This window comes from Martelella sp. AMO21009 (assembly GCF_053484295.1).
This window is the reverse complement of the sequence record NZ_JBAKFR010000001.1, coordinates 395399-416150: the sequence shown is the minus strand read 5'-3', so window position 1 is coordinate 416150 and position 20752 is coordinate 395399. Positions and strand designations below refer to the sequence as shown.

Genomic DNA, 20752 nt, shown 5'->3' with positions numbered 1-20752 from the left:
GAGTGCCACTAAAGCAGAGAAGGGTCAAGGGTCGGGTGGCCGCGCTCAAGCCCGGCCACCCGATTGGCGTTTATTCCGCCGCAAGCGGGCGGAACTCATCCTTCGTCGGCGTTGCCAGGCTCACCAGCCAGATTGCAAGCCAGGCAACGATGAAACCCGGGATGATTTCGTAGATGCCTGGGCCGCCCATGAAACTCTGGTCGAGACCAAGGGAAATCCAGACGATGACGGTCGCTGCACCCGCCACAAGGCCCGCTACCGCGCCCGCGCCCGACATGCCGCGCCATGTCAGCGACAGGATGATCAGCGGGCCGAAGGCCGCGCCAAAGCCGGCCCAGGCGTGGGAGACGAGACCAAGCACTTCAGAATCGGGATTGTGGGCGATGAGAGCAGCGACGATCGCCACCGCCAGCACAAACAACCGGCCGATATTGACGATTTCCCGTTCGCTGGCATGGCGACGCAGGAACAGCCGATAGAAATCCTCCGTCAGCGAGGACGACGCCACAAGAAGCTGGCTCGAAATCGTGCTCATCACGGCCGCCAGCAGCGCGGCCAGCAGGAAGCCGGTGATCAGCGGAATGAAGAGCTGGTTGGCGAGAATGATGAAGATCGTTTCGGGATCGGGGACGTTGATATCGTTGCCGACGGTGTAGGAACGCCCGAAAATGCCGACGCCGACCGCGCCCGCAAGCGAGATGATCATCCACGTCATACCGATATTGCGCGCGGCCGGAACATCCTTGACCGAACGCACAGCCATGAAGCGCACGATGATGTGCGGCTGGCCGAAATAGCCGAGCCCCCAGGCAACGGCCGACAGGAAGCCGATCACGGTCAGGCCGTGGAACATCGACAGGAAGTTCGGATCCACGCTCATCATCCGCGCCTCGGAGACGCCGAAACCGCCGGCCTTGATGAGGACCACGATCGGCATGATCACCAGCGCCAGCATCATGATGCAGCCCTGGATGAAATCAGTGAGGCTGACGGCCAGAAACCCGCCGATCATGGTGTAGATCAGCACGATGCCGAGGGTGAGATAGATACCGGTCTGATAGGCGCTCATGCCGCCGATATGGATGAGATCGGGAAAGGCGGTATCGAACAGCTTGCCGCCCGCCACCAGCCCGGAGGCGGTGTAGACCGAGAAGAAGATCACGATCACGATCGCCGAAACGCTTCTCAGCGACAGCGCCTTGCTTGGAAAGCGCTTGGACAGGAATTCGGGGATGGTGAGGCTGTTGTCATAGCGCTCGGTCTGCTCGCGCAGGCGCGGCGCGACGATGATCCAGTTGAAGAACGCGCCGACCACAAGGCCGATGCCGATCCAGCTCTGGGTCAGACCGGAGACGAACAGTGCGCCCGGAAGCCCCATCAGCAGCCATCCGCTCATGTCGGAGGCGCCGGCCGAAAGGGCCGCAACGCCCGGCGAAAGCTGTCGGCCGCCGAGCAAATATTCTTCGGAATTCGATGTGGATTTGCGCCAGGCGTAAATGCCGATGCCGATCATCAGCAGAAAATACGCCGTCAGGCTGATCGTGATACCAAGACTCATGGCCCTCTCCTTCGCTTGGTTTCCCCTAAAGGAAATCGCGAAAGCCGATGGCCGCCGCGTCTTTCCTGTGGCGAGGAGCAGGCCTTGAAACGGCGCACAGCCCTACTCCGGCTGAACGGCGTCGCGTCTTCAGCGCGAATCCCCGGTTACCGCTCAGGGAGAAACTCTAGCACCGGGAAGAAAGCCGGAGCAAGCGGATTGCAAAACGTCAACTTTTGAACGGATTAAGCGGAGGGGAGAAGCGCAAGGGTGGAACGGCTCCCTAGCACATGAAGTGCGGGCACGTGATCATCCGAGGACGTCACAAAGGAGCTCGTTCCAATCGCAATTGAACGCTCGGAAACGCAAAAAATCAAGTCCCTTTTGATGTCGGCTGGCGGCAAGCTAATCCGCGCTCTTCACCCGATATTCGCCAGTCACCGGGTCCTGCACCAGCGTGCCGGTGGCGCCGCTTTTCTGTTCGGCGCGTTTCTGCTCGCCGCGCGCGGAAAGCGCCTCGGCGTCGCTGATGAATTTGCGGTAGAGCATGTAGCCGCCGCCGGCAATGGCTGCCAGAAACATCAATCGTCCCATTTCATGCTCCTCCGTCGTCTACAGACCGTAACGGCCCCATAATGCCCGCTCTTCGGCGGTTTCGGCAAGCCCTGACGCAAAGCCTGCGGCAATTTCCGCACTATTGAACCCGCCGGCGACAACGCCCGGCAGCTTGCGCCCGAGGAAATTGGTCGGGCCGGTCACGAGTTTCAGTTCCACCTTGTCGCCATAGCGGCTTTTGAGCGTGGCGCGCATATCGCCGATACCATCGACAAGGCCGCGCTCGACGCCGCCATTGCCGCTCCAGAACAGGCCGGAGAAAAGCTCCGGATCATCGGTGAGCTTAGCGCCGCGCCGGTCCTTCACCATCTGGATGAAAACCTGATGAATCTCGTTCTGCAAGCCCTTCAGGAACTCGACGTCCTTTTCCTTCTCGGGCTGGAAGGGATCGAGCATCACCTTGTTCTCGCCGGAGGTGTAGACCCGGCGCTCGACGCCGATCTTGCCGATCATTTCGGTAAAGCCGAAACCGCCAGACACCACGCCGATCGAGCCCACGATCGAAGTCGGGTCCACGAAAATTTCATCGCCGGCAAGCGCGATCATGTAGCCGCCGGAGGCCGCGACATCCTCCACGAAGATCAGCACCTTCTTCTGCTTTTCCTCGGCAAGCGCGCGGATGCGCTGATAGATCAGGCGCGACTGGACGGGAGAACCGCCGGGCGAATTGAGCGAGATCGCGACGCAGGGCGCCTGTTTCATCGAAAACGCCTTTTCAAGCGCCGGCGCCGCCGAAGCGAGGTTCAGGTTGCGCCGCCCGGGCGAACCGCTGGCCATGATCGTGCCGGCGAGCCGGACAACGGGGATGATCGTCTTGTCCTTGCGGAACCTCTTGGGAACAAGCCCGGCGACCAGGTTTTTCATGGCGTCCTCTGCGTTTCAATGCGATTGACCGCATGTATGCGCAATCCCGCCGAAGACAAGGTCTCATGAGAAGAATAAGCCCGAAAATCAGGCGGTTTTGCCGGGTTTGCGCCGCGCATAGCAGGCTCGGCCATTATTGAGATCATCAACCGCGGGCAGGAAGGCGTGGCCGTCGCCGCCATGCATGATGATTGGCGGGCGGAGCGCCAGCCGCGCGCGCGAGCCCTTGATGGCGCTTGCCAGGATACGGAAGGCGTCCTCGCCGGCGCGGGCATGTACCGGCGTGATCTCGATCCCGCCGAAGCGTCTGCCGCAGGCTGCGATGATTTCGGCGAGCGATTGCGGTCGTGCGATCAGCGAAAGCTGGCCACTAGGTTTCAGGATCGCGCCGGCGGTGCGGATCCAGGCCTCGAACAGCCCCTCCTCCATCGCATGGGCGACCTGCTTCAGCCGGTCCGGCGTCTTGCGGTCACCGGCCGCGTTGAAGGGCGGGTTCATGATGACGTGATCGAAGGCGTCGTCCGCAAGGCCTGCGGCATTGCGGCGCGCGCCAGTGAGCGTCACATCGGCCTCGAAGACTTTCATGCGGGCGCTTATTCCATCGTTTTCGGAAAGCGCCAGCGAGCGGCGGGCGAAATCCGCCATCTCCGGCGAAAGCTCGAACAGCGAGACCTCCGCCTCGGGAATGCGGGCGGCAACGGCAAATCCGGCAGCCCCTGCCCCGGCGCCGAGATCGGCGACGCGTAGTCCCTTGCCGCCTCTTGCGGGCTTCGGTTCGACCATGGCGGCAAGCAGCATCGCGTCCATGCCGGCGCGGTGCCCCCTTCCCTTCGGTTGCACGAGATGGAACCGCCCGCGATGGAATGCATCGACGGTGGAAGCCTCGGCCGTCATTCCGGCTCCAGTTCCTTGCCGAGCCCGGCATCGATCAACAGGGCGCGCGCTTCCGCCTTAGCACTTTCCTCGACCATCAGCCGGCGCGGCAGCAGGCCGAGAGACCCCTCCATCACGCTCATCGAGCGATCCGCCACGAAATGGTGGATTCCGGCTTCCTTCAGGAGGCTTTCGGCTAGGCCCAGCACCACGGCGTCATTGGTCCGCAACAGATTGACAAGGGCCATTCATCACTCCTGAAATTCGCGTGAAAGGAGCACATTGCCCCTTGTCGCTGCTTATGCCGCTCCCTATTGTCGGCATGAATGCATGAAAAGGAGCGAGCTCACTTGGGTTCCGTCGCACCACTGGTTAAAGAGAACAAAACATCCGGCTCGGTCAAGCCCATCGTGGACCTGACCCGTTCCGACATGGAGCGCGTCAACGCGCTGATCCTGTCGAAGGCGGGCTCCGATGTCGAAATGATTCCGGAAGTCGCCAATCACCTGATTTCCTCCGGCGGCAAACGGCTGCGGCCGATGCTGACGCTCGCGACCGCCGCTCTGTTCGGTTATCGCGGCGAGCATCATATCCGGCTGGCGACCAGCGTCGAATTCATGCACACCGCAACGCTACTGCACGACGATGTCGTGGACGAGAGCGATCTGAGACGCGGCAAGTCCAGCGCCCGGATGATCTGGGGCAACCAGGCAAGCGTGCTGGTCGGCGATTTCCTTCTCGGCCAGGCCTTCCGGATGATGGTGGAAACCGGCTCCATGGACGCGCTCTCGGTGCTCTCCGATGCCGCCGCCGTGATCGCCGAGGGCGAAGTGCTGCAGCTTGCCGTTTCCAAGAAGATGGAAACCACCGAGGACGACTATATCGCCGTCATCCGCGGCAAGACAGCGGAACTGTTCGCAGCAGCCGCCGAAGTCGGCCCGATCATCGCCGGCGCGTCAGATGCCGACCGCAAGGCCTTGCGGGATTACGGCATGGCGCTCGGCATCGCCTTCCAGCTCGTCGACGATGTGCTCGATTATGGCGGCGACAGCGTCGATCTCGGCAAGAATGTCGGCGACGATTTCCGCGAGGGCAAGGTGACGCTGCCGATCATCCTCGCCTATCAGCGTGGCAATGACGACGAAAAAGCGTTCTGGCGCAATGCCATCGAAGGTGACGAGAACGACGATGCCGCCCTCGAAAAAGCCCGATTCCTCCTTGAAAAACATGCGGCGCTCGCCGATTCCGTAGATCGTGCCCTATCTTATGGCGAGGCGGCGCGCGCGGCACTGTCCGGTCTGCCGCGTTCCGAAGGCCGTCACGCGCTTGAGGAAGTGATCGACTTCTGCATCGCGCGGATCAACTGACCGACCGGCGCCGCCCGGACTGCCGACCGTCAATGAAAGGGAGCGGATGACCAGCCTGAACAAACGTCGCCTGAAAACCATGCTTTTTGCCGCCGCGCTCGCCTTGCCGATGACGGCGGGCGCCAAGGACGCGACGGTGAACGACCCGGCCTATGATGCCCAGGGCGCGTTGAGTTTTGCCGGGGCGTTGCTGGCCGGCCAGACCGCTGCCGTGGACAACGACCTGGAACGGGCGATCGCCTATTTCCGCCGGGCGCTGCAGCACGAACCTTATGACAGCGGCACCAACAATCAGCTATTCGTCACCCTGATCTTCAACGGCGATCTGAAAGCCGCCGAGGCGCAGGCGGACAAGACATCCGACGAGCCGCAACTTATTCCGGTGCGCGAGCTGGCGCTGGGGCTCGCCGCCCTTCAGGACGGCCGCTTTGCGGAAGCGATTCCCCGTTTTGAAGCCTATGGCGGCGCGCCGCTCAACGACTTGGTTGCCGGCCTGCTTCAAGCCTGGGCGCTTTATGGCGAGGGTAAGACCGACGAAGCGCTGAAGACGGTCGACGCACTTTCCGGCCCGCCCTGGTACGATCTCTTCACCAATTACAATGCCGGCGCGATCGCTGCCGCTTCCGGCGATACCGCCAAGGCCCGTAGCTATTTCAACGACGCCCTGCTCGACCGCCAGGGCTCGGCAACCTCGCCCGACACGATGCTGAAGACCGTCATCGCGCTTTCGGCGATCGAGGCCGAAGCCGGCAAGACCCGCAAGGCGCTCGATACGGTCTCGACGGCGGAGACTTACGGCCTCAACCCGGCTGTGCTCAACCCGGTGCGCGAACGCATCGAGGCCGGCGAGCCAATCCAGTCGCTGCCGGAAACCGCGGCCGAAGGCGCCAGCGGCGCCCTGTTCGAAGTCGCGGCGGCGCTCAACCAGGGCGGCAGCGATGACATTGTTACGCTCTATCTGGCGCTCGCCGAGGCGCTGACGCCGGATGATTCCGACGTGCTTTACCTGCGCGGCGTGGTTGCCGCCGCCAATGACGAGCCGGAGCGCGCGCTTGACTATTTCTCCCGCATTCCCGAGGATGCCCCGCAATATCGTCTCGCCGAACTGCAGCAAGGGCTTGCGCTTGCCGGCCTCGATCGCTTTGACGAGGCGCGCGACCACCTGACCGCGCTGATCGAAGAAGCGCCGGATGACCGCCGCGCCTATCTGGCGCTGTCGGGCGTCTATTCGGAGCAAAAGGATTTCCAGGCGATGGCCGATCTGCTGGACCAGGCGGTGGCGCGCATCGGTCCGGTCGCGTCGGCGGAGGACTGGGGCATTTTCTACCGCCGGGGCATCGCCTATGAGCGGCTGAAGGAGTGGGACAAGGCCGAGCCCGATTTCAAGCGGGCGCTCGAGCTCTATCCCAACCAGCCGCAGGTGCTGAACTATCTCGGCTATTCCTGGATCGATCAGGGCATCAACCTGGAGGAAGGTCTCGACCTGATTCAGCAGGCCGTCGATCAGCGCCCCGATGACGGCTACATCGTCGATTCGCTCGGTTGGGCCTATTTCCGGCTCGGACGCTATGACGACGCGGTGCGCGAGCTTGAGCGCGCGGTGGTGCTCGATACCGGCGACCCGACGATCAACGCCCATCTCGGCGATGCTTATTGGCAGGTCGGCCGCAAGCTCGAAGCGATCTACCAGTGGAAGAAGGCGCTTTCTGACGATCCGCCGGAGGATCTGGTGCCCGAACTCAACGACAAGATCGCCAACGGACTGACGCTTGAAGACGACGAGAAGCCGCTCGCCCGGGCGGCAGAGGGAGACGGAGACGCCGTCAAGACGCCGTGACCACGGCCGGCGGCGCGGCCTTGCAGGCCGAGGCTCGCGCCAAGATCAACCTTGCGCTTCATGTCACCGGCCGACGCGGCGATGGCTACCACCTGCTCGACACGCTGGTGACCTTCGCCGCCTTCGGCGACCGGCTGACCTTTACCGCGGCAGACGCCGACCGGTTCACGCTTTCCGGCCGGTTTGCCGACGCCGTGCCGCGCGGTGACGATCCGGATCGCGGCAATCTGGTGCTGAAGGCGCGCAACCTGTTGCGGGAACATGCCGAGGCAGAAGGGCTTTCGGCGACGCCTGTGCATATCCATCTGGAAAAGCGGTTGCCGCCCGCCTCCGGCATCGGCGGCGGCTCGGCAGATGCCGCCGCGACCCTGCGCGGCCTTGCGCGGTTCTGGCGGCTGCCAGGCGAAATACCCACGCCGCTCGCGCTTTCGCTTGGCGCCGACGTGCCGATGTGTCTTGCCGGAAAGCCGCTGTTTGCCCGGGGGATCGGCGAGGCGTTAACGCCTGCGAGGGATTTCCCCACGCTCTTCCTCGTGCTCGTGAACCCGTTGCAGGAAGTGGCGACGCCAGCCGTTTTCGCGGCGCTCGAACAGCGCGACAATCCGCCCATCCTCTCCGACGCCGCCATGCCGCGACGGGCAGAGGACTGGCTCGGCCTCATCAAGCGCGCCCGCAACGATCTCCAGCTTCCCGCAAGCCGGATCGCGCCGGTGATCCATGCCGTTATCGATGCGCTTTCGGCGACCGACGCCGTGCTTGTGCGCATGTCGGGATCGGGCGCGACCTGTTTCGGGTTCTACCCGGATCTTCAAACCGCCGAGAAAGCGGCCGCGAGCCTTGCGGCGGCCTATCCCGACTGGTTCGTCGTTGCCACGCCCACAATTTCCCCAGGAGATACCGCATGAGCGACCGCCCCTTCATTCCCGTGCGCTTTGCCGTGCTCACCGTATCCGACAGCAGGACGATGGCCGACGACCGCTCCGGCGACACGCTGGCCGCGCGGATCGAGACCGCGGGCCATGTTCTGGCCGATCGTCGCATCGTCGGCGACGACCGGGCTGCGATCGCCAAGACGGTAAAAGCCTGGTGCGACGATGACGGGATCGATGTGGTGGTGACCACCGGCGGAACCGGCTTTACCGGCCGCGATGTGACGCCGGAGGCGATCGAGCCGCTGTTCGACAAGCGCATGGACGGCTTTTCCGCGATCTTCCATCGCATTTCGTTCGAGAAGATCGGCACATCGACGGTGCAGTCGCGCGCAACCGCCGGGCTTGTGGGAAAGACCTTCGTGTTCGTGCTGCCGGGCTCGCCCGGCGCCTGCAAGGATGGCTGGGACGGGATCATCGCCCAGCAGTTCGACTATCGCCACATGCCCTGCAATTTCGTGGAAATCATGCCCCGGCTCGATGAGCACCTGAAGCGGAACCCGTAAACGCCGTCGTCGCGCTTGGCTCGGATCAGGTCCGGATCATCGCCCAGGCCGGAATGATCTCGCAGGAGAGCCGCCGCGTCACCTGCCGGCGGGCGAGCATGAACGGCGAATCGCCTCCGGCGCTCGCCTTTTCCAGCGCCATCGGCTTGGGCAGAAGCACGCCGACTTCCAGCGGGCAACGTTTCGCGAAAAGCCTTTGCGAGAGCGAACGGCGATGCCGCTTTGACCGCGAGAACCGCGCCGGCCTGTTTTCCAGAGCGATATGCTCCGATACCGATTCGACCCAGCCGGAAAGCGGCCGCGCGCCCGGCTCCAGCACAAGCACCCAGTCGCCGCGCGACTGGCGGATGACCTCAGTCAGATCCCAGCTCCGCATGAACCGGCAACCGGCGGCATCGGCCACGCGTTCGACGCCCTCGCCGCCGCCGTGTTCGAGAACAATGACATCGCTGACAAGCCCCTCGACGGCGCCCGCCACCAGAGCCGAGAGCGTGTGCGCAAGCTCGGCCTCCTGATTTCTGCTTTCGATCAGAACGCTTAACATGCCGTTATTTAGGCAATTTGCAGGGCTCTTGCCAAGGGCCAAGGCCCATGTGAACGGAAGGCACGCCATATGTTCTTGCTTTGTTCTAAAAGTTAACCTATATTTTCCCTCAGTGTTGCGAACGGACACGAAGATCCGTCGGCGCAACAGACGGGAGATGATCATGGAAGACGCTTTCGATATGGACATCGCCGGCTTCACGCCGCCTCCGACCCGACAGTTCGAGCCGGTCGAGACCGGTCGCAGGCGCGGCCGCGCGGCGACCGCCAACCCTGCCGGCCGGTTCGAGCCGGTGAGCCGGGAGCGCTTCGACGACGGCTGGCATCTGGAGGAAGACCTTCCGGCCTTTTCCACCGAGGTGCAGGTCGAAAAGGTGAAGTCGATCATCACCCGCAACACCTCGCCGGACGTGCCGTTCGAACGCTCGATCAATCCCTATCGCGGCTGCGAGCATGGCTGCATCTACTGCTTCGCACGACCCACCCATGGCTTCATGGGGCTCTCCGCCGGGCTCGATTTCGAGACCCGGCTGTTCGCAAAGCCCGATGCGCCGCGCCAGCTTGCCCGCGAGCTTTCCAAGCCGGGCTATCATGCGAAGACCATCGCGATCGGCACCAATACCGATCCCTATCAGCCGGTGGAGAAGGAATGGCGGATCATGCGCCAGGTGCTGGAGGTGCTTGCCGATGCCAATCATCCGGTTTCCATCACCACCAAATCCGCGCTGATCCTGCGCGATATCGATATCCTGTCGCCGATGGCGGAAAAGCATCTGGTCAAGGTTTCGATGTCGGTGACCACGCTCGACCGCAAGCTTTCTCGCAGCATGGAGCCGCGCGCCGCCACGCCGCCGCGCCGGCTGGAGACGATCCGCGCGCTTGCCGGCGCCGGCATACCCGTCGGCATTTCCGTGGCGCCGATCATACCGGTGCTGACGGATCACGAACTGGAGCGCATTCTCGACAGCGGTGCTGCCGCCGGGGCGAGCGAGGCGAGCTATATTCTGCTGCGCCTGCCGCTCGAGGTCGCGCCGCTGTTCAAGGACTGGCTACTGGAAAACCATCCGGACCGCTATCGCCACGTCATGAGCCTGATCCGCTCGATGCGCGGCGGCAAGGATTATGATGCCGAATTCGGCAAGCGGATGAAGGGCAGCGGGCCCTATGCCTGGCAGATCGCCCGCCGCTTCGAAATGGCGGTCAAGCGGCTTAAGCTCACCCGCCGCAGCATGGCGCTGAGGGAAGACCTGTTCACCCCGCCCGATGGCGGCGGGGCGCAGCTCAACCTGTTCTGATCCCTTTCCGGCCGGGAAAGCCCTTGGACCCGGCCGAGGAAGTCCCCTTCACTGCCGCACATGAGCAGTTTTCAGAATTGCTCCGAAGGGGACTTGCGGGAGATCGGAAGGCGGTGTGAAATGACACCATGTCATCCGCGCTTCCTTCCGATTCTCCTGCCCTTTTCGATCTGCCACCGGCAGTGCCTGATTTTTCGCTGGAAAGCGCGGCGCGTTTGCGCGGGTTATGGCCCGTGGCCGGCTGCGACGAGGCGGGCCGTGGCCCGCTTGCCGGCCCGGTGGTGGCCGCTGCCGTCATCCTCGACCCCGAGAATATTCCCGCAGGCCTAAACGATTCGAAGAAGCTCACGGCAAAGGCCCGCGAGGCCCTGTTTGAGGCGATCTTCGATACAGCGCTGGTCTCGGTCGCCTCCAGCAGTCCCGGCCGGATCGACCGCATCAACATCTTGAGAGCCTCGCTCGATGCGATGCGGCGCGCCGTGCTCGGCCTTGCGCTCCCGCCGGCCCTGGTGCTTGCCGATGGCCGCGATCAGCCGCCCGGAATCCCGTGCCGCGCTGAAGCCGTGATCAAGGGCGATGCCCGCTCGCTATCGATCGCCGCCGCCTCGATCGTCGCCAAGGTCACCCGCGACCGGATGATGGCGCAGGCCGCGACCATCTATCCCGCCTATGGATTTGACGGCCATGTCGGCTATGGCACAGCGGTCCATCGCGCGGCAATCATCGACACCGGCCCCTGCCCGCTTCACCGCATGAGCTTCCGCCCTCTGCGCGAAGTCGAATAGCGGCCTCAAGGCGCAAATTTTTCAGGAATTTTTCGGGAAATTGCGATGGTCGGAGTGGCAAGATTCGAACTTGCGACCCCCTCGTCCCGAACGAGGTGCGCTACCAGGCTGCGCTACACTCCGTGACCAGCGGCTGCTCTATAAAACAGCCTGCCTGCTTCGGCAAGCGCCCCGCGACATTTTTTTGACGCGAGGCGTAAGGTAATGAACCGCCGGGGAACTTCAGCCCTGAAAACGGCGGCGCGGTTCGGCAAAATCCACTCTAAAAACGTCGCCGATCGCCTTTCCAGAAGGGGGCTAAATTCAGCCGGATTTGGCGTCCCGCTGAAAAATCCAGTCGTGATCCGGGTGGTTTTCGAATCGCCACTTGCGCAGCGGCCCGGCCATGACGTTGAGATAGTAGAGCTCATAGCCATAGGGCGCGCCGCAGGGGTGATGCCCCTTGGGCACCAGCACCACATCGCCATCCGACACTGCCATGGTCTCGTCCAGCGAACCGTCCTCGGTGAACACCCGCTGGAAGGCGAAGCCCTGGGCCGGGTTCAGCCGGTGGTAATAGCTTTCCTCCAGATAGGTCATCTCGGGAAAGCGATCCTCGTCATGGCGGTGCGGCGGATAGGAGGACCAGTTGCCGGAAGGCGTGAACACTTCCGTCACCAGCAGGCTATCGGCGACATCGCGCTCTTCCATCGCGATCGGAAAGATGTAACGCGTGTTCGCGCCCTTGCCGCGTTCGGTCAGCGCAATGCCTGCCGGGCCGATCACCTGCGCTTCACGACCGGGCTTTGCCGGGGCGGTGCAAACGGCGAGCGTGCACTCAGTCGTGGCGGTGGCCGACCATTCGGCTCCTGCGGGAATGTAGACGCAATGCGGCGGCAGGCGCTCGAACACGCTCATGCGCTCGCCGAGTTCGCCAAATGACACTTCGCCAGAGCCAATTTCGGCCTTGCCCTCGACGAGCACCAGGATAACCTCGGTGTCGCCAGTGTGCTCGCTAGCGCTCTCGCCGGGCTTCAGGCGGTAGAGCCCGAAGCCGACATAGCCCCAGTTCGCGGTTTCCGGCGTGATGTCGTGCACCTTGCCGGACGTTGCCGTCGGTTTTCTGAGAAGATCGCTCATCGCTTGCTTTCCCTTTTTCTGTCTTCAGCCTCAGGCGGCGGTGTCGAGACCCGCCGCCTTCGCCATCGCCTTCAGGCTTTTCAGCCCAAGCGACTGATATTCGAAGGGGTTGCGCACATCCGGATCCTGCTCGGCCTCGATCACCAGCCAGCCCTGATAGCCGGCATCGGCGGCAAGCTTCAGCACGGGTTCGAAATCGACGCCGCCCTCGGCATCGCCCGGCACGGTGAACACGCCGCGGCGCACGCCTTCGAGGAAGGAGAGATTTTCGCCGCGAACCTGCTCGGCAATCGCGGGCCGGACGTTCTTGGCATGGATATGGCCGACGCGACCGATATGTTTCGACGCCAACCGCTCCGGATCGCCGCCGCCGAACAGGCAATGGCCGGTATCGAGCAGCAGCTTCGCCGCAGGTCCGGTGGTCTCCATCAGCCGGTCGATCTCGTCCTCGGTCTCGACGATCGTGCCCATATGGTGGTGGTAGACCAGCGCAATGCCCTGATCGGCAGCATATTGCGCCAGCGCCTCGACGCCCGCGCCAAACGCGGGCCACTCGCCGTCGGCAAGCGTCGGCCGGTCGTTGACGGGTATTGCGTCATCGCCATGGATGGCGTTCGAGGTCTCGCAGACGATGATGACCTTCGCGCCCATGGCCTTCAGCAGATCGAGCGCCGGCTGCATCGCCTTCTTCTCATCCTCGACCGAATTTTCGAGTAGGTTGAGCGAGTGCCAGCCGGACACATATTTCAGGCCGCGCGGCTCCAGCACCGCTTTCAGGCCCTCGGGGTCCTGCGGAAACTTGTGGCCCTTCTCGATGCCGTCGAAACCGATCTTGGCGGTCTCGTCCAGGCATTGCTCGAGGCTGATATGGGCGCCGAGGCTGCGGTCGTCGTCATTGGTCCAGGCAATCGGATTTGTGCCGTAAAGGATCATGCTCAGCTTCTCTTCTTGAGCGCGGCCTCATAACCGGCGCGCGCTTCGTTGACTTCGCTCCGTTCGGAGACTTCCGGAACCGCCACATCCCACCAGTAGCCGCCTTCATCCGGCGTCGGATAGGGGTCGGTGTCGATCACGATCACGGTCACCGCGTCTGCCTCGCGCGCCGCTGCCAGCGCCTCGTCAAGCTCGGCGATCGAGGCGACCTTGGTGGCGTTCGCGCCCATCGCCGCCGCATGAGCGGCGAAATCGATGGCGATCGGGTTTTCGTGGTTGGCGTGGGCATAGAGATTGTTGAACTCCGCCCCGCCGGTCGCCATCTGCAGCCGGTTGATGCAGCCATAGCCGCGATTGTCGGTGATCACGAGGGTGATCTTGACGCCCATGGCGACGGCGCTTGCGAGCTCGGAATTCGCCATCATGTAGGAACCATCACCGACCATGACGATCACGTCGCGCTCCGGCTCAGCCATCTTGATGCCGAGCCCGCCGGCGATCTCGTAGCCCATGGTCGAGAAGCCGTATTCCATGTGGTAGGAGAGCGGCAGCTTCGCCTTCCACAGCTGGTGCAGTTCGCCCGGCATGGTGCCGGCGGCGCACATCACCACGGTGTTGTCGCGCGCCGCGCGCTGGACCGAGCCGATCACCTGCATGTCGGTCGGCAGCGCGTTGGTGTCCACCGGCTTGGCGGTATAAGCGTCGGCCCTAGCAAACCATTCCGCCTTCAGCTTCGCGTCGGGTGCCGCAAAGCGTTTGTCGCCCAGCGCCGCGCTCAGCTTTTCGAGCCCGACGCGGGCATCGGCCACCAGCGGGATGGCGTCGTGCTTGGCACTGTCGAAGGGCTGCACGTTGAGCGCCAGGATCCGGCGTTCGGGATTGCTGAACAGCGACCACGAGCCGGTGGTGAAATCCTGAAACCGCGTGCCGACGCCGATCACCAGATCGGCCTTTTCGGCAACCGAATTGGCGCTTGCCGTCCCGGTGACGCCGACCGCGCCGAAATTCAGCTCATGGTCCCAGGCGAGCGCGGATTTGCCGGCCTGCGTCTCGACCACGGGAATGCAATGCCGCTCGGCGAATTTGGCAAGCGTTTCGGTCGCACCGGAAAAATGAACCCCGCCGCCGGCGACAATGACCGGGTTCTTGGCCGCCTTGATCGCATCGACCGCCGCAGCGAATTCGGCCTCGTCCGGCTCGGGGCGGCGCTGGCGCCAGACTTTCTTCTCGAACAGTTTCTCGGGAAAATCATAGGCCTCCGCCTGCACATCCTGGCAGATCGACAGCGTCACCGGTCCGCATTCTGCGGGATCGGTCAGCACCCGCATGGCGCGCGGCAGCGCGGTGATCAGCTGTTCGGGACGCATGATGCGGTCGAAATAGCGGCTCACCGGTCGGAAGCAGTCATTGACGGTCATGGTGCCGTCGCCGAAATCCTCAAGCTGCTGGAGCACCGGATCGGGGCCGCGATTGGCGAAGACATCGCTCGGCAGCAACAGCACCGGCAGGCGGTTGACATGAGCAAGGGCGGCGGCCGTGACCATGTTGAGCGCGCCCGGGCCGATGGAGGAGGTGACCGCCATCGCCCGCCTGCGCCGCAGCTGCTTGGCATAGGCGATCGCGGCATGGGCCATGGTCTGCTCGTTCTGGCCACGATAGGTCGGCAGCGTTTCGCGCATGCCGTAAAGCGCCTCGCCAAGGCCCGCGACATTGCCGTGGCCGAAGATCGCCCAGACGCCGGCGATAAAGGGTTCGCCATCCTCGTTATACTGGTTTGCGAGATAGCGCACCGTCGCCTGCGCCGCTGTAAGCCGGATGGTTGTCATGCTGCATTCTCCTTGCGCGCGCGGTCCCAGACTGCGGCGAGACTGCGGTATTTCTCGGTCATTTCGGCAATCGCCGTTTCGTCGTCAATGCGGCCCGCGAGCCATTTGCGGGCGGTTTCCCCGAATATGGTGCGGCCGACGGCAAAGCCCTTGACCAGGTCGAATTTTGCCGCCGTGGCGAAGCTTTCCTCCAGTTCGGCAGCCGGCGCATCGAGCCCCAGCACGACAATGCCGCGCACATAGGGGTCATGGCCGGTGATTGCGGAACAGGCCTTTTCCCAGGCCTCTGCCGATTTCATCGGCTCCAGCTTCCACCAGTCGGGATAGACGCCGATCTCATAGAAGCGGTTGATGATGGCGGCCGTCGTGTCGTCATCGATTGGGGCGACCTTGGAAGGGATCACCTCCAGCAGGAATTCCAGCCCGTTGCGGCGCGCTGCGGAAAACAGACGCGACACCGTCGCCTCCTGCCCGGCCCGCATGGCGGCGTCATCATCCGGGTGGTAAAAGCAGAGCACCTTCACGACATTGTCGACCGGCCATTCGCCAAGCCCGCCGAAATCCGGGCCGATCTCGGCCTCGGTCTCAAGCGGGCGGGAGCCGGGCAGCTCCACCGGGCGACCGATCCAGAGCCCCGTTCCGGTGGCGCTGTAGAGCGCGTCGCGCCCCAGCCGGCCATCGCAGAGAATGCCGTAACCCGGCCGGCCATCGGCGACCCGAAGCGCGGCCTTCAGGCAGAGTTCCTTGAACGGGCCGATCCTGTCATGCGCAACGCCCGCCTCGTCCGCCATTTCCTCAAGCTGGATGCGGTGATCAAAGGCGAAGACGCGCATTTCCGGCCACTCGCCCGTGCGGTTTGTCGACCAGTGCACCTGCTCCAGCGCCTTGTCCTTGCGCAGCGCCTTGTCGCGAATGCCGGTTCGGAAGAAATACTGCAGCTCCTCCCAGCTGGGGTAAGCCGGCGTGCAGCCGTGGCGCGAGACCGCGAACGCCCCGCAGGCATTGGCGTATTTCAGGCTTGTCGGCCAGTCCTCGCCCGAAAGCCACCCCTTCAACAGGCCGGACATGAAGCCGTCGCCGGCGCCGAGCACGTTGAACACCTCGATCGGGAAACCTTCGCCGGTCTGACCGTCATCGAGGCTCGCGGGGATGTCGCCATCAAACACCACCGCGCCCATCGGCCCGCGCTTGCACACCAGCGTCGCCTTCGAGACCTTCCGCACGGCCTTCAGCGCCGCGAGCGTATCGGTGCTGCCGCCGGCGATATGGAATTCCTCTTCCGTGCCGACGATCAGATCGAACAGGTCGAGCGTGGATTGCAGCTTGGCGGTGACGGCCTCGGACTCGATGAACCGGCTTTCGCCCGCGCCGTGGCCGGCAAGCCCCCAGAGATTGGGGCGGTAGTCGATGTCGAGCGCGGTCCGCGCGCCGTTTTCGCGCGCCAGCCGGAGCGCCTTCAGCACGGCGGCCTCGGTGCGGGGATGGGAAAGATGGGTGCCGGTGGCGCAGACGCAGCGCGCCTCGGCGATATAGGCGGGGTCGATATCGTCTTCCGAAAGCGCCATGTCGGCGCAGTTTTCGCGGTAGAAGATCAGCGGAAACTGTTCCTGATCGCGAATGCCGAGAAGCACCAGCGCCGTCAGCCGCTCCGGATCCGTCTTGACGCCGCGCACGTCGACGCCCTCGCGCACAAGCTGCTCGCGGATGAAGCGGCCCATATGCTCGTCGCCAACGCGGGTCAGCAGGCCGGACTTGAGGCCGAGGCGGGCCGTGCCCGCGGCGATGTTCGTGGGAGAACCGCCGATATATTTGTTGAAGGAGGCCATGTCCTCCAGCCGCCCGCCAACCTGCGCGCCGTAAAGATCGACCGACGACCGGCCGATGGTGATCAGGTCAAGTGACGACAATGATGCCTCCCTGCCGGACACGTTCGCCGGCCTATGCGCCGCGCGGATTCGCGGCGTCTGTCGATTTCAATTTTGGATTATAAATTCTATTTTTCTTTGTTTCAATAAAATTATTCGGATTTCAAGGCTCACGAACCATTGCGCGCCGCGCCGACGGCGACCGTCAAGGCGATGGCCAGACCGAGCGTGGCGGAGAGCGAACGGAAGGCCCCGAAATCGACCTCTGTGACCGAAAGCGTGGCGGCGGAAAACGGGCGCAGCGGGCTCACGACGGTATCTGTAATGCCGACCACGGGAATATCATTTTCCGCCGCCTGTTCGGCGAAGGCCACCGTCTCGGCGGTATAGGGCGCGAAACTGATGGCGATCACGACATCGCCGGGCCGCACGGCCTGATAATTGGCAAGCCCGCCGACAGCGCCGTGCAGCATGGCGGGCACATTCATCCGCTCGAAGGCATAGGCGATATAGGTCGCCACCGAAAACGCCCGCCTGAGGCCGATAATGTGGATCATCTTCGCTTCGGAAAGCAGCCGCACCGACTTCTCGAGCTCCGCCGGCTCCACCGTCTTGAGCAGACCTTCCAGCGAGGTCCGCCCCGCATCGGTAAATTCGGCAAGCAGCGCCACCGGGCTTCCAGCCGCCGTCTCGCGCAGATGCTTGAGCCGGGTGCGATAGTCCGGCCAGCCGCCGACATAGGAATCGCGAAACAGTTTCTGCATCTCCGAAAAGCCGGAAAAGCCGATGATCTGGCAGAACCGCATGAAGGCCGAGGGCTGTACGCCCGCGCCTTCGGCCATTTCCGCCACGGTCGACACCGCGATCCTGTCCTGGTTGGCGGCCACGAAATCCGCGCATTGGCGCAGCCTCTTGGGCATTGTGCCGGCGAGATCCGCCAGCCGTTCCTCGAATTCCCTGATCGTGGCCGGCGCCGTCATGCGTTCCCCTCTAAATGATATTGACATGAACCATGCTACAAACTAGCAAAATGGAATATATATTCCAACAAGATTGTCGCCGCCCCGGCGACGCTCACCGGGAGGATAACATGGTCACGACGATAGCGCTTCTGGGCGCAGGCCGCATCGGCAAGGTACACGCAAAGGCGATCGCCGAGGACAAGCGCGCCCGACTGGTTGCGGTCGCCGACGCGATGGCGCCGGCCGCCGCCGCAATCGCCGAGGCGTCCGGCGCGAAGGTGATGACGATCGACGCGATCGAGGCCGATGGCAGCATCGACGCGGTGATCATCTGCACCCCCACCAACACCCACGCCGACCTGATCGAGCGCTTCGCCCGCGCCGGCAAGGCGATTTTCTGCGAAAAGCCGGTGGATCTCGATGTCGCCCGCGCCCGCGCCTGCGCCGACGTGGTGAGAGAGGTGGGCGGGCGCGTGATGCTCGGCTTCAATCGCCGCTTCGATCCGCATTTCCTGGCGGTGCGCAAGGCGATCGATGACGGCCGGATCGGCGATGTCGAGATGGTGACGATCGTGAGCCGCGACCCCGGCCCGCCGCCGGCGGAATATATCAAGGTCTCCGGCGGCATGTTCCGCGACATGACCATCCATGATTTCGACATGGCCCGCTTTCTGCTCGGCGAGGAGATCGCCACCGTTTCCGGCACCGCATCCGTGCTGGTGAACCCGGAAATCGGCAAGCTTGGCGATTACGACAGCGCGAGCCTCGTACTCTCGACCGCAAGCGGCCGCCAGTGCGTGATCTCGAATTCGCGCCGCGCGGCCTATGGTTATGACCAGCGCATCGAGGTGCTGGGCTCGCTCGGCGCGGTGGCGGCCGAAAACCAGCGCCCGGTCTCGATCGAGATCGCCAACAAGGACGGCTACACCCGCCCGCCGCTGCATGATTTCTTCATGACCCGCTACACCGCAGCCTATGCCGCCGAAATCTCCGCCTTCATCGACAGCATCGAAAACGGCACGGCCCCCTCCCCCTCGATCGAGGATGGCCTGATGGCGCTGGCGCTGGCGGATGCGGCCGTGCGGGCGGTGAAGGAGAAGAAGACGATCGCGGTCGGCTGAACGCCGGACGCTCCGCGCTGCCGACATCGAAGAGGGAATACAGCGCACGTCGCTGCAAAGGCGTGCACCATGCGCTTTGGCCACTCTCGAAAGTCAACGCTCTGTCGCAAAAACTTCATAAAGGCTTTGTTGCACAACAGTGCATTCCAAAGCAAAATGAGGTTGTCGAGGGGGAATGATGGCCGAGAAAGAATTTGTCAGCGCGCAGGAAGTCGCTCGCCGCGCCGGTGTTTCCCGCTCCGCCGTCTCGCGCACCTTCACGCCGGGTGCCAGCGTCTCGGCGGAAACGCGCCGCAAGGTGATGGCCGCCGCCGAGGAGCTTGGCTACCACGTCAACCATCTCGCCCGCGGCCTGATGCGCAATGAAAGCGGAATCGTCTGCCTGATCGCCTCCGAGGTCGCGACCCCCTATCGCTCTGCGCTGGTCAGCGCCATTACCCAGAAGCTGCAGGATCGCGGCAAGATCGCCATGCTGGTCAACACCGACCGTTCCGATGGCAGCGCCGACAAGGCTTTGCGCCAGGCGATCAGCTACCGGGCGGATGCCTCCATCATTCTCTCGGGCCTGCCGGACAAGTCGATCGTCCAGCTCTGTCTGCGCAACGGCCAGCGTCTGGTGCTGATCAACCGCGATGACGATCAGGAAGGGCCTCTCAGGATCAATTTCGACAATGACGAGGCAGCGCGGCGGATCCTGACCGCCTTTTTGCGCGCCGGCTGCCGCCGCCTCGCCTTCGCCAATTCGGCCTCGATGACGCCGAGCCTGTTGGCGCGCGAACGCGGTTTCCTCGCCGCGGGGCAGGCCGAGGGCATCGAGGTGATCGTCGAACGCTACGGTCAGACGGCCTATGCTTCAGGCCTCACACTCGCCCAGCGCCTGCTCACCCGAAAGGACCGGCCGGACGGTGTGTTCTGCGCCACCGACCTGCTCGCCTGCGGCTTCATGGATGCCGCGCGCAACCAGTTTTCGCTGTCGATCCCCGATCAGCTTTGCGTCGCGGGCTTCGACAATATCGAGCAGGCCGGCTGGGAATCCTATGATCTCACCACCTTCGACCAGCCGGTGGACCAGATCGCCCAACAGGCGGTCGACTGGCTCTCCGCGCCGCTCTCCGCGCCCGCTGCCGAACCGACCGTGACGCTGCATGCCGAACTCGTGTGGCGGTCGTCGATCCGCGGCGGATAGAGCGCTGTCAGCCATCCTCGGCTATCCCGTTTTCCTTGATCGACTGCATAGCCATATAGGTCGAGGTCGAAGCCACATGCGGCAGCGTCGAAATCCGCTCGGCCAGCACCCGGCGATAGGAGCGCATCGAGGCGGTGCGGATTTTCAGCAGGTAATCAAAGCGTCCCGCGATCATGTGCACCTGCTCGACCTCCACGAGCCCGACCACCGCCTTGTTGAATTCCGACAGCGCCTTTTCACGCGTATCCGACAGCTTCACCTCGACAAAGGCGACATAGTCGAGACCCAGTTGAATGGGATCGAGAATGGCGCGATAGCCCCTGATGATGCCCGCCTCCTCCAGATGGCGCACCCGCGCCTGGGTGGGCGATTTCGACAGGCCTATGCGCTTGGCGAGATCGGTGATCGAAATGCGGCCGTTCTCGGCCAGCGTGCTCATGATGGCGCGGTCGAATCGGTCGAGATCGGCACTAGACTCATTCACTGAAAAACTCCTCAAATTCAGTCAAAACGGCAATATCTTTCTCATCAATCAGGCAAAACGCCTGCCGTCTACCGATTATAATAGGGTAATCCAGAGGGAATTGTC

Annotated in this window: 20 protein-coding genes and 1 tRNA gene; 8 read left to right on the top strand and 13 right to left on the bottom strand. The window is 63.5% G+C overall.

Annotated elements, in window-relative coordinates:
• Positions 1-70: 70 nt before the first annotated feature.
• The 5 genes from putP to V6766_RS01945 all read right to left on the bottom strand — a co-directional run bounded on the left by putP (position 71) and on the right by V6766_RS01945 (position 4137).
• A complete protein-coding gene (putP, locus tag V6766_RS01965; RefSeq protein ID WP_448463093.1) occupies positions 71-1558 on the bottom strand; it encodes a sodium/proline symporter PutP in 1488 nt (495 codons plus the stop codon).
• Positions 1559-1942: 384 nt separating this feature from the next.
• Positions 1943-2131, bottom strand: coding sequence for a hypothetical protein (locus tag V6766_RS01960; protein ID WP_448463091.1), 189 nt, complete (start codon positions 2129-2131; stop codon positions 1943-1945).
• A gap of 18 nt (positions 2132-2149) precedes the next feature.
• Positions 2150-3016: a S49 family peptidase gene (locus V6766_RS01955; protein ID WP_448463089.1), complete on the bottom strand. Its 867-nt coding sequence runs from the start codon at positions 3014-3016 to the stop codon at positions 2150-2152.
• Between the two features lie 87 nt (positions 3017-3103).
• Positions 3104-3910: a tRNA1(Val) (adenine(37)-N6)-methyltransferase gene (locus V6766_RS01950; RefSeq protein ID WP_448463087.1), complete on the bottom strand. Its 807-nt coding sequence runs from the start codon at positions 3908-3910 to the stop codon at positions 3104-3106.
• A complete protein-coding gene (locus V6766_RS01945) occupies positions 3907-4137 on the bottom strand; it encodes a putative signal transducing protein (RefSeq protein WP_448463085.1) in 231 nt (76 codons plus the stop codon). Before V6766_RS01945 ends, V6766_RS01950 begins: the two co-directional genes overlap by 4 nt.
• 102 nt (positions 4138-4239) lie before the next feature.
• Between V6766_RS01945 and V6766_RS01940 the strand changes: the two genes are divergently transcribed.
• Genes V6766_RS01940 through moaB form a run of 4 tightly spaced genes read left to right on the top strand, consistent with a single transcriptional unit; the run spans position 4240 to position 8528 of the window.
• Positions 4240-5256 (top strand): polyprenyl synthetase family protein, encoded by a 1017-nt coding sequence (locus tag V6766_RS01940; RefSeq protein WP_448463083.1) that lies wholly within the window; start codon positions 4240-4242, stop codon positions 5254-5256.
• Positions 5257-5302: 46 nt separating this feature from the next.
• Positions 5303-7093, top strand: coding sequence for a tetratricopeptide repeat protein (locus V6766_RS01935; protein WP_448463081.1), 1791 nt, complete (start codon positions 5303-5305; stop codon positions 7091-7093).
• Positions 7090-7998, top strand: coding sequence for a 4-(cytidine 5'-diphospho)-2-C-methyl-D-erythritol kinase (locus tag V6766_RS01930; RefSeq protein ID WP_448463079.1), 909 nt, complete (start codon positions 7090-7092; stop codon positions 7996-7998). The genes V6766_RS01935 and V6766_RS01930 overlap by 4 nt, the downstream gene beginning before the upstream one ends.
• Positions 7995-8528 (top strand): molybdenum cofactor biosynthesis protein B, encoded by a 534-nt coding sequence (gene moaB / locus V6766_RS01925; protein WP_448463077.1) that lies wholly within the window; start codon positions 7995-7997, stop codon positions 8526-8528. Before V6766_RS01930 ends, moaB begins: the two co-directional genes overlap by 4 nt.
• 25 nt (positions 8529-8553) lie before the next feature.
• Here the strand turns inward: moaB and V6766_RS01920 are convergent, their stop codons facing one another.
• The gene (locus V6766_RS01920; protein WP_448463075.1) at positions 8554-9072 is read right to left on the bottom strand and encodes a glycosyl transferase; all 519 of its coding nucleotides are present in this window, start codon (positions 9070-9072) and stop codon (positions 8554-8556) included.
• A gap of 181 nt (positions 9073-9253) precedes the next feature.
• Between V6766_RS01920 and V6766_RS01915 the strand changes: the two genes are divergently transcribed.
• Complete coding sequence (locus V6766_RS01915; RefSeq protein WP_448463201.1) at positions 9254-10366, top strand: PA0069 family radical SAM protein; 1113 nt, start codon at positions 9254-9256, stop codon at positions 10364-10366.
• Between the two features lie 128 nt (positions 10367-10494).
• Positions 10495-11151: a ribonuclease HII gene (locus V6766_RS01910; protein ID WP_448463073.1), complete on the top strand. Its 657-nt coding sequence runs from the start codon at positions 10495-10497 to the stop codon at positions 11149-11151.
• Between the two features lie 46 nt (positions 11152-11197).
• Here the strand turns inward: V6766_RS01910 and V6766_RS01905 are convergent.
• From V6766_RS01905 to V6766_RS01880, 6 genes are all read right to left on the bottom strand, one after another.
• Positions 11198-11274 (bottom strand) — tRNA-Pro (locus V6766_RS01905).
• 180 nt (positions 11275-11454) lie between these two features.
• Positions 11455-12270, bottom strand: a complete 816-nt coding sequence (gene iolB, locus V6766_RS01900) for a 5-deoxy-glucuronate isomerase (protein ID WP_448463071.1) — start codon at positions 12268-12270, stop codon at positions 11455-11457.
• A 30-nt stretch (positions 12271-12300) separates the two neighbouring features.
• A complete protein-coding gene (gene iolE, locus V6766_RS01895) occupies positions 12301-13203 on the bottom strand; it encodes a myo-inosose-2 dehydratase (protein ID WP_448463069.1) in 903 nt (300 codons plus the stop codon).
• A 2-nt stretch (positions 13204-13205) separates the two neighbouring features.
• Positions 13206-15029, bottom strand: coding sequence for a 3D-(3,5/4)-trihydroxycyclohexane-1,2-dione acylhydrolase (decyclizing) (gene iolD, locus V6766_RS01890; protein WP_448463067.1), 1824 nt, complete (start codon positions 15027-15029; stop codon positions 13206-13208).
• Positions 15026-16936, bottom strand: a complete 1911-nt coding sequence (locus V6766_RS01885; protein ID WP_448463065.1) for a bifunctional 5-dehydro-2-deoxygluconokinase/5-dehydro-2-deoxyphosphogluconate aldolase — start codon at positions 16934-16936, stop codon at positions 15026-15028. The genes iolD and V6766_RS01885 overlap by 4 nt, the downstream gene beginning before the upstream one ends.
• A gap of 128 nt (positions 16937-17064) precedes the next feature.
• Positions 17065-17874, bottom strand: coding sequence for a MurR/RpiR family transcriptional regulator (locus V6766_RS01880; protein ID WP_448463063.1), 810 nt, complete (start codon positions 17872-17874; stop codon positions 17065-17067).
• A 110-nt stretch (positions 17875-17984) separates the two neighbouring features.
• On the opposite strand from V6766_RS01880, the gene iolG reads away from it, so the two are divergent.
• Together iolG and V6766_RS01870 are read left to right on the top strand one after the other, a co-directional pair.
• Positions 17985-18977 carry an inositol 2-dehydrogenase gene (iolG, locus tag V6766_RS01875; protein WP_448463061.1) on the top strand — a complete coding sequence of 331 codons (993 nt, stop codon included), beginning with the start codon at positions 17985-17987 and terminating at the stop codon, positions 18975-18977.
• Positions 18978-19155: 178 nt separating this feature from the next.
• Positions 19156-20163, top strand: coding sequence for a LacI family DNA-binding transcriptional regulator (locus V6766_RS01870; RefSeq protein ID WP_448463059.1), 1008 nt, complete (start codon positions 19156-19158; stop codon positions 20161-20163).
• A gap of 7 nt (positions 20164-20170) precedes the next feature.
• Here V6766_RS01870 and V6766_RS01865 read toward each other — a convergent pair whose 3' ends face one another.
• Complete coding sequence (locus V6766_RS01865; protein ID WP_448463057.1) at positions 20171-20647, bottom strand: Lrp/AsnC family transcriptional regulator; 477 nt, start codon at positions 20645-20647, stop codon at positions 20171-20173.
• Positions 20648-20752 lie beyond the last annotated feature (105 nt).

Bases quoted from the DNA above. Each gene is read 5' to 3' on its own strand.
- putP (WP_448463093.1), bottom strand. From the start codon at position 1,558: ATGAGTCTTGGTATCACGATCAGCCTGACGGCGTATTTTCTGCTGATG.
- V6766_RS01960 (WP_448463091.1), bottom strand. From the start codon at position 2,131: ATGGGACGATTGATGTTTCTGGCAGCCATTGCCGGCGGCGGCTACATG.
- V6766_RS01955 (WP_448463089.1), bottom strand. From the start codon at position 3,016: ATGAAAAACCTGGTCGCCGGGCTTGTTCCCAAGAGGTTCCGCAAGGAC.
- V6766_RS01950 (WP_448463087.1), bottom strand. From the start codon at position 3,910: ATGACGGCCGAGGCTTCCACCGTCGATGCATTCCATCGCGGGCGGTTC.
- V6766_RS01945 (WP_448463085.1), bottom strand. From the start codon at position 4,137: ATGGCCCTTGTCAATCTGTTGCGGACCAATGACGCCGTGGTGCTGGGC.
- V6766_RS01935 (WP_448463081.1), top strand. From the start codon at position 5,303: ATGACCAGCCTGAACAAACGTCGCCTGAAAACCATGCTTTTTGCCGCC.
- moaB (WP_448463077.1), top strand. From the start codon at position 7,995: ATGAGCGACCGCCCCTTCATTCCCGTGCGCTTTGCCGTGCTCACCGTA.
- V6766_RS01920 (WP_448463075.1), bottom strand. From the start codon at position 9,072: ATGTTAAGCGTTCTGATCGAAAGCAGAAATCAGGAGGCCGAGCTTGCG.
- V6766_RS01915 (WP_448463201.1), top strand. From the start codon at position 9,254: ATGGACATCGCCGGCTTCACGCCGCCTCCGACCCGACAGTTCGAGCCG.
- V6766_RS01910 (WP_448463073.1), top strand. From the start codon at position 10,495: ATGTCATCCGCGCTTCCTTCCGATTCTCCTGCCCTTTTCGATCTGCCA.
- iolB (WP_448463071.1), bottom strand. From the start codon at position 12,270: ATGAGCGATCTTCTCAGAAAACCGACGGCAACGTCCGGCAAGGTGCAC.
- iolE (WP_448463069.1), bottom strand. From the start codon at position 13,203: ATGATCCTTTACGGCACAAATCCGATTGCCTGGACCAATGACGACGAC.
- iolD (WP_448463067.1), bottom strand. From the start codon at position 15,029: ATGACAACCATCCGGCTTACAGCGGCGCAGGCGACGGTGCGCTATCTC.
- V6766_RS01880 (WP_448463063.1), bottom strand. From the start codon at position 17,874: ATGACGGCGCCGGCCACGATCAGGGAATTCGAGGAACGGCTGGCGGAT.
- iolG (WP_448463061.1), top strand. From the start codon at position 17,985: ATGGTCACGACGATAGCGCTTCTGGGCGCAGGCCGCATCGGCAAGGTA.
- V6766_RS01870 (WP_448463059.1), top strand. From the start codon at position 19,156: ATGGCCGAGAAAGAATTTGTCAGCGCGCAGGAAGTCGCTCGCCGCGCC.